The organism is Vagococcus sp. WN80Y (assembly GCF_059621045.1).
In genome coordinates, this window is record NZ_JCAQHY010000156.1 from 47,176 (window position 1) to 63,556 (window position 16,381).

General features: G+C 37.6%; 12 protein-coding genes. 11 read left to right on the plus strand and 1 reads right to left on the minus strand.

The window, feature by feature from the left end; translation table 11 throughout:
* Positions 1-30: 30 nt before the first annotated feature.
* On the plus strand, positions 31-996 hold the full coding sequence (locus tag AC5KOD_RS12795) for a S66 family peptidase (RefSeq protein ID WP_496914958.1): 966 nt from the start codon (positions 31-33) through the stop codon (positions 994-996).
* Here AC5KOD_RS12795 and AC5KOD_RS12800 read toward each other — a convergent pair.
* Positions 993-1,877 carry a LysR family transcriptional regulator gene (locus tag AC5KOD_RS12800; RefSeq protein ID WP_496914959.1) on the minus strand — a complete coding sequence of 295 codons (885 nt, stop codon included), beginning with the start codon at positions 1,875-1,877 and terminating at the stop codon, positions 993-995. The two genes, AC5KOD_RS12795 and AC5KOD_RS12800, sit on opposite strands and share 4 nt — an antisense overlap.
* A gap of 122 nt (positions 1,878-1,999) precedes the next feature.
* Here AC5KOD_RS12800 and AC5KOD_RS12805 point away from each other — a divergent pair, with 122 nt between their 5' ends.
* From AC5KOD_RS12805 to abc-f, 10 genes are all read left to right on the plus strand, one after another.
* On the plus strand, positions 2,000-2,842 hold the full coding sequence (locus tag AC5KOD_RS12805) for an ankyrin repeat domain-containing protein (RefSeq protein ID WP_496914960.1): 843 nt from the start codon (positions 2,000-2,002) through the stop codon (positions 2,840-2,842).
* Positions 2,843-2,860: 18 nt separating this feature from the next.
* Entirely contained in the window at positions 2,861-4,087 is a 1,227-nt protein-coding gene (locus AC5KOD_RS12810; RefSeq protein ID WP_496914961.1) for an amidohydrolase, read from the plus strand.
* A 302-nt stretch (positions 4,088-4,389) separates the two neighbouring features.
* Positions 4,390-5,622, plus strand: a complete 1,233-nt coding sequence (locus tag AC5KOD_RS12815) for an ABC transporter substrate-binding protein (RefSeq protein ID WP_496914962.1) — start codon at positions 4,390-4,392, stop codon at positions 5,620-5,622.
* Between the two features lie 65 nt (positions 5,623-5,687).
* Entirely contained in the window at positions 5,688-6,647 is a 960-nt protein-coding gene (locus tag AC5KOD_RS12820) for a carbohydrate ABC transporter permease (protein ID WP_496914963.1), read from the plus strand.
* Positions 6,648-7,469, plus strand: coding sequence for a carbohydrate ABC transporter permease (locus AC5KOD_RS12825; protein WP_496914964.1), 822 nt, complete (start codon positions 6,648-6,650; stop codon positions 7,467-7,469).
* Positions 7,470-7,495: 26 nt separating this feature from the next.
* Positions 7,496-10,453, plus strand: coding sequence for a glycoside hydrolase family 2 TIM barrel-domain containing protein (locus AC5KOD_RS12830; RefSeq protein ID WP_496914965.1), 2,958 nt, complete (start codon positions 7,496-7,498; stop codon positions 10,451-10,453).
* Positions 10,454-10,472: 19 nt separating this feature from the next.
* Positions 10,473-12,197 (plus strand): amylo-alpha-1,6-glucosidase, encoded by a 1,725-nt coding sequence (locus tag AC5KOD_RS12835; protein WP_496914966.1) that lies wholly within the window; start codon positions 10,473-10,475, stop codon positions 12,195-12,197.
* Complete coding sequence (locus tag AC5KOD_RS12840) at positions 12,190-13,092, plus strand: DMT family transporter (protein WP_496914967.1); 903 nt, start codon at positions 12,190-12,192, stop codon at positions 13,090-13,092. The genes AC5KOD_RS12835 and AC5KOD_RS12840 overlap by 8 nt, the downstream gene beginning before the upstream one ends.
* Positions 13,076-14,083 (plus strand): LacI family DNA-binding transcriptional regulator, encoded by a 1,008-nt coding sequence (locus AC5KOD_RS12845; RefSeq protein ID WP_496914968.1) that lies wholly within the window; start codon positions 13,076-13,078, stop codon positions 14,081-14,083. Before AC5KOD_RS12840 ends, AC5KOD_RS12845 begins: the two co-directional genes overlap by 17 nt.
* Positions 14,084-14,446: 363 nt before the next feature.
* Positions 14,447-16,024 carry a ribosomal protection-like ABC-F family protein gene (gene abc-f, locus AC5KOD_RS12850; protein ID WP_496914969.1) on the plus strand — a complete coding sequence of 526 codons (1,578 nt, stop codon included), beginning with the start codon at positions 14,447-14,449 and terminating at the stop codon, positions 16,022-16,024.
* Positions 16,025-16,381 lie beyond the last annotated feature (357 nt).

Here is a 16,381-nt window from a genome sequence, read left to right on the forward strand (position 1 = left end):
TATTGGCGTAAAAGAAGGGAAGAATTCATCATGAAGAGACCTGCAAAATTGAAACAAGGAGACGAAATTAGAGTAGTAGCACCAAGTCGAAGTCTTAAAATTCTGTCAGAAGAAGGAATTGTTCTAGCAAAACAACGACTAGAAGCGTTTGGATTTAAGGTGACATTTGGTAAATATGTAGGGACGTGTGATTTACAACATTCATCACCAATTTCGGAGCGAGTAACCGATCTGCATGATGCGTTTGCCGATCCGAAGGTTAAAGCTATTTTAACAGTTATCGGTGGCTTTAATAGTAATGAATTACTGCCTTATTTGGATTATAAACTAATTCAAGCAAATCCAAAAATCTTGTGTGGCTATAGCGATATTACCGCTCTTACAAATGCAATTACAGCCAAATGTGGCTTTATGACGTATTCTGGCCCTCATTTTTCTAGCTTTCAAATGACTGAACTTCAAGCATATCAATCAAGTAGCTTTAGGAACTGCTTGATGCAACAGGAGCCTTATGAATTATTACCTTCTAGCTATTGGAGTGATGATGCTTGGTTCTTAGATCAAGAAAAGAGAGTCTATCATGAGACGAATTGGCAGATATATAATCATGGTACGGCTCTTGGGACACTATATGGAGGCAATCTTTGTACGTTAAATTTATTACAGGGAACAGCTTATATGCCTGATGTTGATGGGAGTATTTTATTCATTGAAGATGATGAATTGACGACACCAGAAACTTTTGCTCGTGATTTGAGTTCACTGTTGCAAGCGACTAACAATCTTAAAGGTTTGTTAATTGGGCGTTTTCAAGAGGTCTCTCAGATGACAGAGGAACAGCTTCTTTTTATTTTGGATAAGCATCCAGAGTTGAAGCAAATTCCAGTTTATTATGGCTTGGACTTTGGGCATACACAGCCACTGATGACCTTACCAATTGGGGGAATGGTTACCCTTAATACAACTTTATCAAACTTAAAGTTGATTGAATTTTAAGTGGCTCCCCTATCATTTGTTAATTCCTTGATAAATTTACCGATAACAGTGCCGTGATAGGCACCTTTAAGCGTTATTAAGCCATAAGAAGAACGAAACAGCGGATCGTCAAGCAAGTGAGCTTCGACTTTTCGGTGTTTTTGTTGTGTTAGTAAGGATTTTGGAACGATACTTGTACCGAAGCCTGCTTCCACTAATTGAAAAAGTAAGTTGATGTCGGAACAACTCGAAATTGAGTGTGGGTTAAGCTGAAATTTTGCTAAATATTCAATGATTGAATGGTAAACACCTAAACCTTTAGTACTTGGTAAAACTAACTTGCTATTAGCGATACCGAGAAAATCTGAGGGATTAGGCCCTTTTTTTTCTGAGCCATCACAAATGAAATAAAAGGGTTCCGTATTTAGATAAGTGACATCAAAATCGTCTACTTCAAGAGGAAAACGGATTAAGGCAACATCAATTTTTCGTTCGCGTACCAGTTGACAGAGAATGCTAGATTCATTTTGATGAATGTCAAAGGTTATTTGGGGGTACTTTTCCTGAAATCGTAATAAACTAGGAACAAGTTCTTCGGCGGAGAGAGTATTAATACCAATTGTTAAATTCCCTTTTGTCCCTGAGGAGGTATCTCTAACTAGGCGCTCTGTTTCTTCAATTTGTTTAATTATTTTAAGCGATTCATTGTAGAGAACACGTCCAGAGTCAGTCAAACTAATCTGGCGTCCTTGACGTTCAATCAAACAGGTATCTAACTCTTGTTCCAATTGCTTTAACATCTGACTGAGAGGTGGCTGAGCGATATGGAGTTTTTTGGCGGCTTCAGTAATATTTTTGGCTTCTGCGATGGCGATATAGTATTTAATTTGACGTAAATCCATAAATTAATCTTCTCCTATATAAAAAAAATATGGTAATCGAATATTATTAATATTTTTCATCTGATAAAACTCATGATAAAGTAAAGTTAGGAGAATGGCAAAGGAATTGATTGGTTTAGGAGTTGTCTGATGAAGGAGGGATTCGTCTGATTACTAAAAGAAAGAGACTAATTGTTGTAGGAGTCGTACTGGTTGGACTTGTAATTGTAGGTGGTATTTATTGGGTGGGACAAGTAAATAAACCAGATATCGTAGAGGAGTCAATTTCTACAACACGTTTGCCAAAAAGTAGTGAGACTACTCAACCAGAAGCAAGTGAGACAGTTGAATCAAGTCAGGAGGATGAACCGATGATTAATCAATCGGAGTTGAATCAACAATTAGTCAATGCTGTTACTCAGCAAAATTTAGAGGTTGCTAAAGAAAGTATCGAGGCAGGGGCAGATGTTGAAAGTCGCAATGAAAAGCAAGCGACTGTTTTACTGATTGCCACTCAGGTAAATGATTTACCATTAGCGAAGTTGTTATTAGCTAATGGTGCTTCTGTTAATTCACAGGATGCCATTGAAGACAGTCCATTTTTGTTTGCAGGAGCGGAAGGCCGATTAGAGATTTTGAAAGAGCTGGCTAAGTATCAACCTGATCAACAGATTGTCAATCGTTATGGTGGCAATGCTTTGATTCCAGCGGCTGAAAAAGGTCACTTAGAAAATGTGCGATTTCTACTAGCTGAGACGGAAGTTGATGTTAATCATGTTAATCAGTTGGGGTGGACAGCGTTACTTGAAGCTATTGCCTTAACTAATGGAGATGAAGTACAACAAGAGATTGTCAAGGAGCTTTTAGCTAACGGTGCCGATCCCAATATTAAAGACAGTCAAGGTGTTAGTCCACTAGCTCATGCGAGGCGTTTGGGATATGGCAATATTGCAACCATGCTGATAGCAGCTGGTGGAGTGGAATAAAGAAAAGGAGAGAACAAAATGACCCAAATGACGATAAAAGATGTGCGAATTGAAACAGGTTTAAAAAAAGTTGGTGAAGAAGTGGAGACAATCACTGATTTGGTCAACTTAGTCATTGATAATGGCACAATCACTCAGATACTTCCAACGGATAGTGAAACTACGGGACAAGTTTATGAGGCAGGAGGGTCACTATTATTGCCTAGCTTCACTGAAAAACATTGTCATCTAGATAAATCACGTTTGGGAACGGCTTGGAAAGCAGTCACTAAGGTTCCGTCTATCGTGGAACGATTTGAGATGGAGATTGGCGAGCTAAACCGACTTCCTTTATCGGTGGCGCAACGTGCTGAGAAGCTGATTGAAGTTTATCAACAAGTTGGTGTGACACATTTTAGAAGTCATGTTGACGTACACCCTGCAGTTGAATTGTCCTATCTTACTCAAGTTGCTGATGTCGTAGCCGCTCAATCAGATCACATGACTGCTGAGATTGTGGCCTTTCCACAACATGGTCTATTACGAAGTGATAGTCGTCAATTAATTCGTCAAGCGTTGAAAAGTGGAGCATCATTAGTGGGGGGCGTTGACCCGACGGCTGTAGATGGAGATATGAAAGCTTCTCTTGAAAATACTTTTAGCTTAGCTGATGAACAAGGAGTGGGAATCGATTTACATCTCCATGAGCGAGCGGATATGGGGATGGCTACTTTTGAGTATTTTTTGACTCTAGTTGAAAAATATCAGATGCAAGGAAAAGCGGCTATTAGTCATGCCTTTGCTTTAGCAGATGTCTCTGGACAACAAAAGCTTGAATTATTTGAGCATTTAGCAGAACAGAAAGTTAGTATCATCACAAGTGTCCCACTTGGAGGTAATATGCCACCAGTTTTTGATTTACAAAAGGCCGGAGTAAAGGTACATGTGGGGTGTGACAATATTTTTGATAATTGGTCTCCATATGGGAATGGTGATATTCTGGAACGCCTTGGTCGTTTAGGTGAAATCACAGGTCAAGTAACAGAATATGAGCTGAATCGTTTACTCGGCTTTATTACCGACGGTGTAACCCCATTAGATAACGAAGGTCAACGTGTCTGGCCACAAGTTGGCGATCAAGCGGACTTTGTTTTTGTTGCGGCTAGTTGTTCGGCCGAAGCGATTGCGCGATGTTCTGAGCGAGTAGCAACAATGGCCAAGGGGAAAGTGATTGCTGGGAAATTGCCAAAAGGGGTAAATAGTTAAAACAAGGAGTGAGGCTTAGGAATTATCTTTATGACCGGTTCACTATTCGTATTTAACGTATTAGCTATTAGATTATAATTAGTTATTAGAAGTGTCTGACTAATGCTACTTATAATCTAGTAGTTTTTTTTTGTTAAAATAACTTGCTACTGTGAGCTTTCAACATAAAATTTACTAAAGTTCATCTATTCACATTTTTTTATTTAGTAAATAATTTGATAAAAACGCTTGCATTTAGTAAATTTTATCATTATACTACAGGTAGTTAATAAAATAATAATTAGCAAAGGGGAGCATTGTGTATGAAAATTAGGAAATTGTTAGTAGGTACAGCACTTTTAGGATTAGGTATTGCATTAGTTGGATGTTCATCTAGTAAAGATGCCAAAAAAGATGATGGGAAAACTGTTGTTCGATTCTCAACTTGGGACAGTGAAAAAAGTTTGGATATGCAGCAAAAATTAGTTGATAAATTTAATGATGAGCACAAGGATATCAAAGTTGTTTTAGAGGCATATGGAAGCGAATACGATACAAAAATTTCAGCAGGAATTGGTGCAAAAGATGCGCCAGATGTTATGTATATGTGGAATTACCCTCAGTATAAAGATGCTTTAGAGCCACTAGATTCCTTTATAGAAAAAGAAGGTGCTGAATTTAAGGCTGATTTTTATGAGACACTTTGGAATTATAATTCAGTTGATGATGAGATTTTAGGGCTACCTGTTGGGTTTACGACACACGCAATTTATTACAATAAAGAGTTATTTGATGCAAAGAAAGTGGATTATCCTAAAGAAGGCTGGACATGGGATGATTTACACGAGAAAGCTAAAAAATTAAGCGACAGTAAGACAGGTGATATTGGGTATGCTTTGCCTGGTAAGCCAGACCCTTATGATTTTGAAATGTTTGCTTGGGGAAATGCTTCCTCTTACACGACAGATGACGGAAAACTAGCCGGTGCACTTGATAGTTCTAAAACAATTCAGGTTTTTGATGACTTTCAAGGAATGCTGAAGGATGAGAGTGCTATTGCAACAGAAGGTGATGGTTCAACAGAAATGGAGTCAGGTAAGGTCGGAATGTTTGTAACAGGTTCATGGTCGTTAGAGCCGCTTAAAGAAGCTGGAATTGACTATGGATTGGCAGAAATCCCAAGCCGTAATGGTAATGATGGGGTTAGTATAATTAGTTCATCTGGTTTAGCCATGTCAAAATACTCAAAAAATAAAGAAGCTGCCTTCGAGTTTATTAAATTCTGGACGAATCAAGAGGCTAATAATGAGCGGATTGATTATGAACTACCTGTTTTAAAATCTGTTGTTAAAGAAAATGGTTTGGAAGAGGACGAATATAAAGGGATATTCTACAAGATGTTAATTAAAAGTGAGGGCTTTACACCGAGTTCCTTCAAAGTTGATAATTGGAGCGATGTTTCAGAGGACTTGAAGTTGTCATTTGAGCAAATATTTAATCCAAGTACAATGGAAAAACCAAAAGAAGTTTTGACGAATGTGGCAGAAAAGTACTAAAGGCTGGAGAGACTAGCTAAAAGTGACTAGTCTCTCTGTTATATTTATCAAAGGAGCTGAAAAACTTGGAAGAAAGTATGAAGCAATCAAGTGCTACGAAACCTTTTAAGAAAAAGAAAGATCATAGAAAATGGATTCCTTATTTGTTTATCGCCCCATGGATCATTGGATTTATCGTATTTACCTTTGGTCCTCTCATCTTCTCATTCTTTATGAGTTTGCATGATTGGCCAGTCACTCGCGAACCAGTTTTTGTAGGACTAGAAAACTATAAAACAATGTTTACAGTCGATCCGCAATTCAAGAAATCCCTGTATATAACGATTAAATTTGCGCTGATATTTGTGCCATTAAATATGATTATTGCGTTAATTTTAGCTGTGTTATTAACACAGAAAGTCAAAGGGGTTAAATTTTTTCGGGCGATTTTTTATTTGCCAGCTGTTATTTCAGGGGTGGCGGTCTCTATTATTTGGGGCTGGATTTTCAACTCAAAATACGGTATTTTGAATTATTTATTAAGTTTGGTTGGAATCGATGGACCAAAATGGTTGGTTGATCCTAAATGGGCGTTGATAGCGGTAGTTATTGCTAGCGCATGGGGCGTTGGGACAATGATGCTCATTTTCTACACGAATATTAAAAGTATTCCGGGTGATTATTATGAAGCAGCAGTTATTGATGGGGCATCGCCAATCAAGCAATTTTTCAATATTACAATTCCAATCATCACGCCAACAATTTTATTTAATTTAATTACTTCGACAATTACGGCGTTGCAACAACTGACATTAGTTATCTTATTGACTAAAGGAGGCCCACTGAAATCGACATATTTCTATGGCCTTTATGTCTTTGAGAATGCTTTTAAACACCAGCGACTGGGGTATGCGAGTGCAAATGCTTGGGTGATGTTTGTCATTATTTTATTATTGACAACGTTAATCTTTAAATCTTCTAGTGCTTGGGTCTTTTATGAAGCTGAGGTTAAGAGTACGAAAAAGAAAAAGGGAGGGAGAAAGTAAATGGAATTATCAAAGAAAAATAAACTATTGACGTATGTGTGTTTAATTTTATTTTCGTTTTATTTTATGGCACCCTTTCTCTGGATGTTAATTACGGCATTGAAATCACCAAGTGAAGTCAATAGTTACCCACCTACTATTATTCCTCGGGCTTTTCAATGGAAAAATTTTGTCGAAGCTTGGCAATCTCAACCTTTTGGCCGTTATTTATGGAACTCGACAGTGGTGACCGTTTTGACTACTATCGGTCAAGTTATATCCTGTTCGTTAATCGCTTTTGGTTTTGCACGATATGACTTTAAGTATAAAAACTTTCTATTCATGCTGTTATTAGCTTCGATGATGTTGCCATGGGATGTAACGATGATTCCTCTTTATATGCAATTCAATATGATGGGATGGATAAATACCTTGAAACCACTGATTGTCCCATCTTTTTTCGGTTCACCGTATTATATCTTCTTATTGCGTCAGTTCCTGATGAATATTCCGACTGACATTGAGAATGCTGCACGAATTGATGGCGCGAATGACTTTCAAATATATTATAAAATCTTTTTTCCAATTATGCGGGCACCATTGATATTAATTGCTATTTTGAATATGTTGTCTGTTTGGAACGACTATTTAGGTCCGTTGATTTTCTTGCAGGACCGGACAAAGTACACACTGGCATTAGGCTTAGCTTCCTTTAAAGGGGTTCATGATACAAATATTATTCCAATCATGTGTATTACGATTCTGATGATTGTGCCACCAATTTTAGCGTTTTTCTTTGCACAAAAATACATTATTGAGGGAGTTAGTGGCTCAGTAAAATAATTATTAATGAAAGAGGTATCGACAAAATGAGAGAAATAAAACCGTGGGAAAATAATCAGTCTTTAGGACAAAATCGAATGGAGCCGGCGACTTCTTTTAATCGTTATAGCGATCGTCAAACGGCTCTTAATTTTGAGGATTCTCAACAAAAAGGCTATTTAAATTTGAACGGTGAGTGGCAATTTAAGTTGTATGACTACCCAGAGATGGTACCGGAAGAATTGACGGCGGCGGTTATGGGCGAACAGTTGATTAACGTTCCTTCTTGCTGGCAAATGGAGGGGTACGATAAGATGCATTACACAGATGTACTGTACCCATTTCCTATTAATCCACCATACGTACCCACTGAAAATCCAACTGGGCTTTACTATCGAAGCTTTGACTATCTACCAGAAATGGATGAACGAACCATTCTATTATTTGAAGGAGTTAGCTCTTATTTTGAAGTTTATTTGAATGGCCAGTTTGTCGGCTCTAATATGGGGAGTCGTTATGAAACTCGCTTTGATGTATCGGAGTTAGTAAAAGAACAGGCTAATCAGCTATTTGTTAAAGTGGTCAAATGGTCGGCTGGTACCTATTTAGAAGATCAAGATATGTGGTGGTTATCTGGGATATTTAGAGATGTTTCCTTATATAAACAAGCAAAAAATAGCATTAGTGATATTAAAATTGACACAATTCCAGATGAAAACTATGAAAATTTCGACTTGCGATTAAGGCTAACAACCCCTTATTCTCAAGAGATAAAAGGTGAAATCTTAATCGATGGAAAATGGGTACAGTTAAATAGGTTTGTCAAAGATGGGGAGGAGACTCTAAGTTTAACTCAGATTAAACAACCTGAGTTGTGGACGGCAGAAACACCTCATTTATATGAAGTTTTACTGACAATAGACGAGGAATTTATTCCTTTAACAGTTGGATTCAGGTCAATTGAGATTAAAAATCAACGCATTTGTGTGAATGGGCAGCCGATATTTTTTAATGGGGTCAATCGTCATGATTTTACAACTACTGGCGGAATGACGACTACTCGAGCTATTATGGAAGATGATGTGCGCTTAATGAAGGCGCATAATATCAATGCTGTAAGGACAGCACACTATCCTAATCAGCACTATTTTTATGATCTATGTGATAAGTATGGGCTGTATGTTATTGATGAAGCGGATTTGGAGTGTCATGGTTTTGAAAATACAGGTGATTATAACTGGTTGAGTGATAACACTTTGTGGGAAGCTGCTTACGTCGAGAGAGCTTTGCGAATGGTAAAACGAGACTACAATCATCCATCTATCTTGATGTGGTCGTTAGGAAATGAATCAGGAGCAGGCCAAAATTTTGATAGTATGTATAAGGCGATTAAAGCCATTGATTCTGTGCGACCGATTCATTACGAAGGTGCTAGAGAAGGTCGGCACAGTGATGTGTTTACCACGATGTACACGCGCTTAGAAAACTTAAAAATTATTGGCTCTGAGACGGAGGGGCAAAAGCCTCATTTAATCTGTGAGTATGGCCATGCTATGGGAAATGGTCCTGGAGGTTTAAAAGAGTACCAAGAAGTTATGCGTCAATACCCGCGACTTCATGGCGGCTTTATTTGGGAATGGTTTGATCACGGGATAAAAGCAGAACGAAACGATCAAATAACTTATTTATATGGAGGGGACTATGGCGATCAGCCAAATAATAGTAATTTTTGTATCGACGGGTTATTGCGACCAGACCGAACGCCGTCTCCAGCATTGATTGAATATAAATACGTAATTGAACCAATTAAGGTCTATCAAACATCAGAGCCTTTTGTTGTAGAAATTGAGAATTTATTTGATTTTAAGAGCTTATTGGGAGTAAATCTAACTTATCAAATAATGCAAAATGAAAGAATACTTTATCAAGACTCATTGATTTTACCGGATATTCCTGCTCAATCTCAACGATTATTATCTTTACCACATGAATCGTATGTTTCCTCTGATATTGGAGATGTATATTTGAATCTACACTTTAGTGAAACTCAAAAAGAGATTGGTATCAATGAAATTGCGAAGAGTCAGATTATTTTACGAGAAAAGCCAAAATGGCAAGTACCTAGTAAACATGGAGAGTCTCTTACTATTAAACAGGATGGCCCCTTGATCGTCATAAAAAATGATGCAATAGAGATTGTTTTTAATCAACTAACAGGCAAATTAACTCGAATGCAGCAAGGAGAAGATGTGGTCATTGAAGATGGCTTGGCATTGACTTTATGGCGTGCTCCGATAGATAATGATATGTATAAGGTAACTGATTGGCGAGAAACTTATTTTTTACCTCAAGTATCAGAGCAACTAGCTAACTTTCACTATACGGAGAATGATGACTTTGTTGAAGTAGTTGTCAAAACGGACGCTTCTGCTACTAATCAAAATTGGGGCTATCATCTGACGTATACGTATCAAATCTATCCTTCTGGTGTGGTCGAGGTTGATATTCAAGGAAAAACCTATAGTCGTGGAACAAACAAACCCGACATGTTGCCAAGAATAGGCTTTGATTTAGTAACCCATGGCGAGTTTGATCAAGTGAAATGGTATGGAAATGGGCCGGGAGAGAGCTACTGTGATAGTTTAGCTGCTGTCCAGTTAGGGATTTATCAGGAACGAGTCTCTGACATGCATACAGAGTATATTTACCCTCAAGAAAATGGCGCCCGAACGATGGTTTACTGGGCAAGTGTAGCCAATCCATTAGGAAAAGAACTAGTTTTTCAGTTCAAGCAACCGGTGACCTTTACAGCTCATGATTATAGTAGACAAGCGTTGGAAGATGCCACTCATATAGATGAATTATCAAGAGAATCTAGTAATTGGTTAACGATTGATGTGGCACAATCAGGGTTAGGAAGTAATAGTTGTGGGCAAGAACAGTATGATAAACATAAGACTAGGCTTGATAATTTTGATTTAGCATTTACATTAGTAGTGAGATAAAAAAGGCGAGGAGTTGACTATGATGAAGTATGATATTAGGGATATTCCTTTTTCAAGAAAAGGTTCTTACTTTGCCATCTCTTACTCAGCTCGATTTAAAGCGATTTTTATTCGCGATGTTCACGGGGGAGACGAGTCTCCCAGTGAACTTTTTGAGTTAGTGTTGGAAGATGGAAGGAGTACTGATTTACTAGATGAGGTGTTTCAGAAGGAATATCTTCTAGAAGTGGATGAAACGCAATTTAGATTATCTCGTAGAGATGATCCGAAGCAGTATGTTGCTATTATTTTTCCTGAAGAGGACCAATTGCGACTTAAAGTAGTTGGCCTTCAGTTTAGTTTGAAGGCTCATAAAATTCGTTATGATAGTTTGAATAAGATATCTGAAGCGAACTACGAATATATTTCTTATAAGAAAGAAACTAAGTATATGATGGAGATGATCGGAGACGAGGTTATCGTCGATGCACCTTGGTATCGTGTTGGAAATACGAGTATTCATTTTCATTTAGACGGTCGTAAGTCTGCGCAAGAATTGATAATGACAAATTATCAAGTTATTCCGAAAATCAATAAGCTGGCTGGTTCTTTTGAAGAAGCACACGATCAAGTTAGGTATGACTATCAGAGATGGGTCAATCAATCGCTGAAAGTACCAGATGACTATCAAAAAGGTCAGCAACTTGCAACCTATATACTTTGGTCGAGTATTGTCGCGCCAGTTGGACAACTTACTCGAGAATCTGTTTATATGTCAAAAAATTGGATGCAAAATATCTGGAGCTGGGATAACTGCTTTAATGCTATGGGAATTGGGGCGACTCAGCCTGAGTTGGCTTTTGATCAATTTCAAGTCTTTATTGATCATCAAGATTCATCTGGAGTGTATCCAGACTTTATTAACGATAAGTATGTTTCTTATAATTGTTGTAAACCCCCTATTCATGCTTGGGCCTACGAACAATTAATGTCGGTGAATTCTTACTTTGAAGCACCCTCGCAGCTTGGGCTGATTTATGATAGCCTAGTTGCCGCTACTAATTTTTGGCTAACGTATCGTATGAGTGATCTGGGTTTACCCTACTATACTCATGGTAATGATTCTGGCTGGGACAATGCCAGTGTTTTTCATGAAGGATTGCCTGTTGTTGCCCCAGATTTGGCGGCGTATCTGATTCAGCAAATGGACTGTTTAGCTAGATGGGCAACTCGTCTTGAGAAAGCGGATGAGAGTCAAAGCTGGCTTCAGAAGGCGGACCAATTGACTGACCGATTAATTTCTATTCTTCATGATGGCGAGCGTTTTGTGGCACGATCAAGTCGAACGGAAGAAGTGATTAAGGGGACTAACAGTTTACTTGTGTGTTTGCCTCTTGTAATTGGTTATCGATTACCTGATAGATTGCTCTCATCATTAGTTCAACAAACAATTACGGAGTTTGAAGGTGAATTTGGATTAAGCACTGAAGCTAGTAGTAGCCCTTTGTATCAGGTTGATGGTTATTGGTTAGGGCCTATTTGGGCACCAGAAACGTATATTTTCTTTGATGCATTTAAACGAATCGGTGAACAAGAAATAGCGGAAAGACTTGCTCGGAAATATTGTCAATTAGCGAATGTCAACGGAATGGCAGAGAATTATAATCCAGAAACGGGAGCAGGAAATGATGACTTGTCCTTTACTTGGACATCAAGTGTTTTTTTACTTCTTGGAAACTATTTAAAGGGGCTAAGTGATGGGTAAAAATCGACGAATAGGCCAATTAGGTTTAATTGCAGTAGCGGTAATTTGGGGCAATGGATTTGTAGCAAGTGCTGTTGCCCTAGAACACTTCACTCCTTACCAGATATTAGCTATTAGATTTACTTTAGCATTTATTGTATTGATGCTAGTCAATATGAAGCGATTGCGGACGTTGACTAGACCAACTATCATTAAGAGTTCTTTTCTAGGCGTCATTCTATATCTGGCATTTTTGTTTCAAACAGTGGGATTACAATATACAACTCCTTCAAGAAATGCTTTTTTAACGGCTGTGAATGTTGTCATTGTGCCATTTTTAGGATTACTATTCTTTCGAAAAAAAATTCCTATAAGAGGATTGGCAGGGGCTCTTGTCAGTTTTTTTGGGATAGCGTTTATTTCGCTGGATAAAACCCTCACGAGCCTCAATCAAGGCGATTTGTTAACTCTGATTTGCGCCGTTTTTTTTGCACTACATATTTTTTTTACTGATATTTTTGTGAAAAAGGAAGAGGCTTGGGCGATTACATTGATACAGATGGGAAGTGCAGCAGTTTGTAGCTTGATACTATTGGGGATTAATCGCGAGCCGTTACCGAGTTTTTCTGCACCCTCATTTATATCCGTTTTGTATCTAGGCTTAATTAGCACGCTTTTAGCTTATTTCTTGCAAACTTATTCACAAAAACACACAACAAGCAGCGAAGCAGCCGTTATTTTATCGACAGAAGCTTTTTTCGGAATGCTGGGATCCGTATTACTATTAAGTGAAGCAATTAATTTTCAAATGATTATTGGTGCAATCCTGATATTTTTAGGTATACTTATAGTAGAATTAAAACCAAAAGAGAAGAGCTTTCAGAAGGTGAAGAGCAATTATGAAAAAGAAACGTAATCCAACGATCAAAGATATTGCAGCTATTGCAGATGTTTCTCCAGCGACTGTTTCACGGGTATTGAATTATGACACTACATTGAACGTTCCCAATGAAACGAAGATTAGAATTTTTGAAGCGGCTGAAGAGTTAGATTATGAAACAGCTAAAACAAAGAAAAAAAAGGAAAACCAACAAATAATTGGTCTGTTCTGTAGTTATTCGGCTGAAGAGGAACTTGAAGATGTTTATTACTTAGCGATTAGAGTTGCTTTAGAAAAACATTTGCTATTGGATGGGAAAAAAATTCAACGTGTAACAAAGCAGCATTCTAAAGCCTCAATTGCTAAATTAGATGGAATTGTCTGTCTAGGTTTATTTGATTTAGATGATGTTGCATGGTTAGAAACCTTAGACAAACAAGTCGTCTTTATCGATTCCTCGCCAGCGCCTGAGCAGTTCATGTCAGTTGTAATTGATTTCAAACTGGGAACAGAAAAGGCCCTTTCCTATTTATTGGATTTGGCTCATACTAAAATTGGGTTTATTGGTGGTGAAGATGAGAATTTTGAGATGGATGAACGACAGGTTGTATACGAACGTTTTCTAAAAAAACGTCAGCTACTTAATGACGAGTGGGTTTTAGTCGGTAAGTATACACCCGCTGATGGCTATCGATTGTTTAAAGAACTAATGAGTCAAGAAAATACTCCAACTGCGATTTTTATTGCCAATGATTCAATGGCAGTTGGGTGTTATAAAGCGGCGCATGAGCTCGGAATTAAGATACCGGAAGACATCAGCTTGATAGGGTTTAATGACTTATCTTCTTCTGAATTTTTGGTTCCGGCATTAACAACGATTCGTTTGCAAATTGATTTTATGGTGCAAGTGACTATCGAATTGTTGAACCGAATGTTAGCGAAGGGCTACGATTACCCAATTAAACATACGATTCCACCACACTTAATTACTCGAGAGAGCACGCAACCGTTGAAACATGAAAGATAACTTTACAAGGCTGGTAAAATTTGATATGCTAAGATTACTAAAATAAAAAGGTGGTGAATGGTCAGATGTATAGCGCAGGCGAGATTAATAATAGAAAAGTACAACGATTTATTGCTCTTTGCCGTGCAATTATTTCCGTATTTTTTGCTAAGGGGACGAGTGTGTCCAAAAATAGCATATAAATACGAAAAAGACCATTCAGGCTAATTTTATTCAGACTAAATCTGTTATTAATAATGATGCAAAAGCCGTGACGTCTTTGTCATGGCTTTTTTGTCTATTTTTAGATTTGCGGTGAGAAAGATGCTTCAAGAGAACTAGACAAGATAGAATTGCCTTGAATGGAAGAAAGAAGGCAAAGAAATGATTATTCAATTAAACAACATCACGAAAACAATTGCTGGGGAACTATTATTTGAAAATTTAAATATACGTGTTAAAGAAGGTCAAAAAATTGGTCTGATTGGCCGCAATGGTTGCGGTAAATCGACCTTATTAAAAATGATTATGGGGATTGAGGGAATTGATGAAGGGAGTATTAGTATTCGAAATAATGCAACACTTGGGTATTTATCGCAGGAGAGAGTCAATGTTGCTGGGTTATTAGGAAAAGAATTTCTATTATCCGAGAGAGCGGATCTATTTAAATTAGGTGCACAGCTGCGTGATATTGAATCGCAATTCGCTAGCGCTGGTGAAGACTTAGAAGGTTTATTAACGCGTTACGGTAAGCTGCAAGAGACTTTTGAAGAGCAAGGTGGATATGATATTGAAAGTAATATTGAAACTATTGCCAATGGACTTGGCATTTCTTCCCTGTTGACTCAAGAAGTGACTGAATTAAGTGGTGGTGAACAGACTTTGTTAGCTTTGGCAAAAGTATTGGTAGAGAGCCCGGATATTTTTTTATTAGATGAGCCTACTAATCATTTGGATTTAAAAGGGCTTAACTGGTTGGAAAATTATATGAACAAATCTAAAAAGACTTTTTTAGTTGTTTCTCATGACCGCCACTTTCTAAATGAAGTGGTTGAAACGATTATTGAATTGGATTTTGAGGCGATAGTTTACAAAGGAAATTATTCTGTGTATCAAGAGGCGAAGAAAAAGCGATTGGAATTATTGGCAAAAGACTACGATGAGCAACAGAAGGAAATAAAAAAAATAAAAGATGCCATTCGTCGTTATCGTCAATGGGGACATGAGAGTGATAATGAGAAGTTTTTCAAACGAGCCAAGCACTTGGAAAAAAGATTAGAACAAATGGAGGAGATAAGTCGACCACAAAAAGAACAAGTAGCCTTAATGAAAGAATTTAATTTTAGTCAGCGCTCTGGGAAAGAGGTTCTCGAATTTAAAGGTGTGTCGAAGTCATTTGAGGGTAAGCCATTATTAAGACAACTTGATTTTAACGTATTTTGGCAAGAAAAAATAGGAATTATTGGTCCTAATGGGAGCGGTAAGAGTACTATTTTGAAACTGCTACTTGATAGATATCCAGTAGACAATGGGGAAATTAAAATCGGTAGTTTAGTACAGATTGGCTATTTATCACAAACAATTCATTATGAGACTCCCTCTAAAACGGTTTTAGAAGAGTTTCGCAGTAGTTGTCAACTTCACGAGGAAGAAAGTCGCAGAACTTTGGCGAAGTATTTGTTTTTTAAGGAGGATGTTTTTCGTCAGGTAGCCAAATTAAGTGGAGGGGAAAAGGTTCGTCTTGAATTGGCCAAACTAATGCAACAGCCTAATAATTTTCTCATTCTGGATGAGCCAACCAATCACTTAGACATTGAGACTCGGGAATTACTTGAAGAGGTACTAAATCAATATCAGGGGACCTTATTAGTTGTTTCTCATGACCGTTATTTTTTAGAAAAAACGACCTCAGCTTATTTTAAAATAGAAGATGGCGGTATCAAAAGAGAGTTGACTATCTAGAATATGGAAAAATTAATATAAAAGCAAGTGTTGGAACGCTGGTCCAACACTTGCTTTTGGGGATTCAAGGAGGAAATAACATGGAAGCTACTGTCGTGACTTTCGTTTCTTACTAACAAGGTTAAGTTTGGCAATGATTAATGAGACTGTTCCCGTCATCAAAAATGATTGTGCTTATTACTGCATTTATTAATGAAATTATTTTCGTAAAAAAAGAGAGGGTGGGACATAAGTAGAAAATTAATCTGCTTTTATCCCACCTTTTTTGCGTTTTAGGGTACACAAAAATAGCGTTCCTTGATATGATTAAAGTGACAAAACCCAATCAGAAAGGAGCGCTATTTATGTATCAAAATT

Bases quoted from the DNA above. Each gene is read 5' to 3' on its own strand.
- AC5KOD_RS12840 (WP_496914967.1), top strand. From the start codon at position 12,190: ATGGGTAAAAATCGACGAATAGGCCAATTAGGTTTAATTGCAGTAGCG.
- AC5KOD_RS12810 (WP_496914961.1), top strand. From the start codon at position 2,861: ATGACCCAAATGACGATAAAAGATGTGCGAATTGAAACAGGTTTAAAA.
- AC5KOD_RS12795 (WP_496914958.1), top strand. From the start codon at position 31: ATGAAGAGACCTGCAAAATTGAAACAAGGAGACGAAATTAGAGTAGTA.
- AC5KOD_RS12800 (WP_496914959.1), bottom strand. From the start codon at position 1,877: ATGGATTTACGTCAAATTAAATACTATATCGCCATCGCAGAAGCCAAA.
- AC5KOD_RS12815 (WP_496914962.1), top strand. From the start codon at position 4,390: ATGAAAATTAGGAAATTGTTAGTAGGTACAGCACTTTTAGGATTAGGT.
- AC5KOD_RS12825 (WP_496914964.1), top strand. From the start codon at position 6,648: ATGGAATTATCAAAGAAAAATAAACTATTGACGTATGTGTGTTTAATT.
- AC5KOD_RS12845 (WP_496914968.1), top strand. From the start codon at position 13,076: ATGAAAAAGAAACGTAATCCAACGATCAAAGATATTGCAGCTATTGCA.
- AC5KOD_RS12830 (WP_496914965.1), top strand. From the start codon at position 7,496: ATGAGAGAAATAAAACCGTGGGAAAATAATCAGTCTTTAGGACAAAAT.
- AC5KOD_RS12835 (WP_496914966.1), top strand. From the start codon at position 10,473: ATGATGAAGTATGATATTAGGGATATTCCTTTTTCAAGAAAAGGTTCT.
- abc-f (WP_496914969.1), top strand. From the start codon at position 14,447: ATGATTATTCAATTAAACAACATCACGAAAACAATTGCTGGGGAACTA.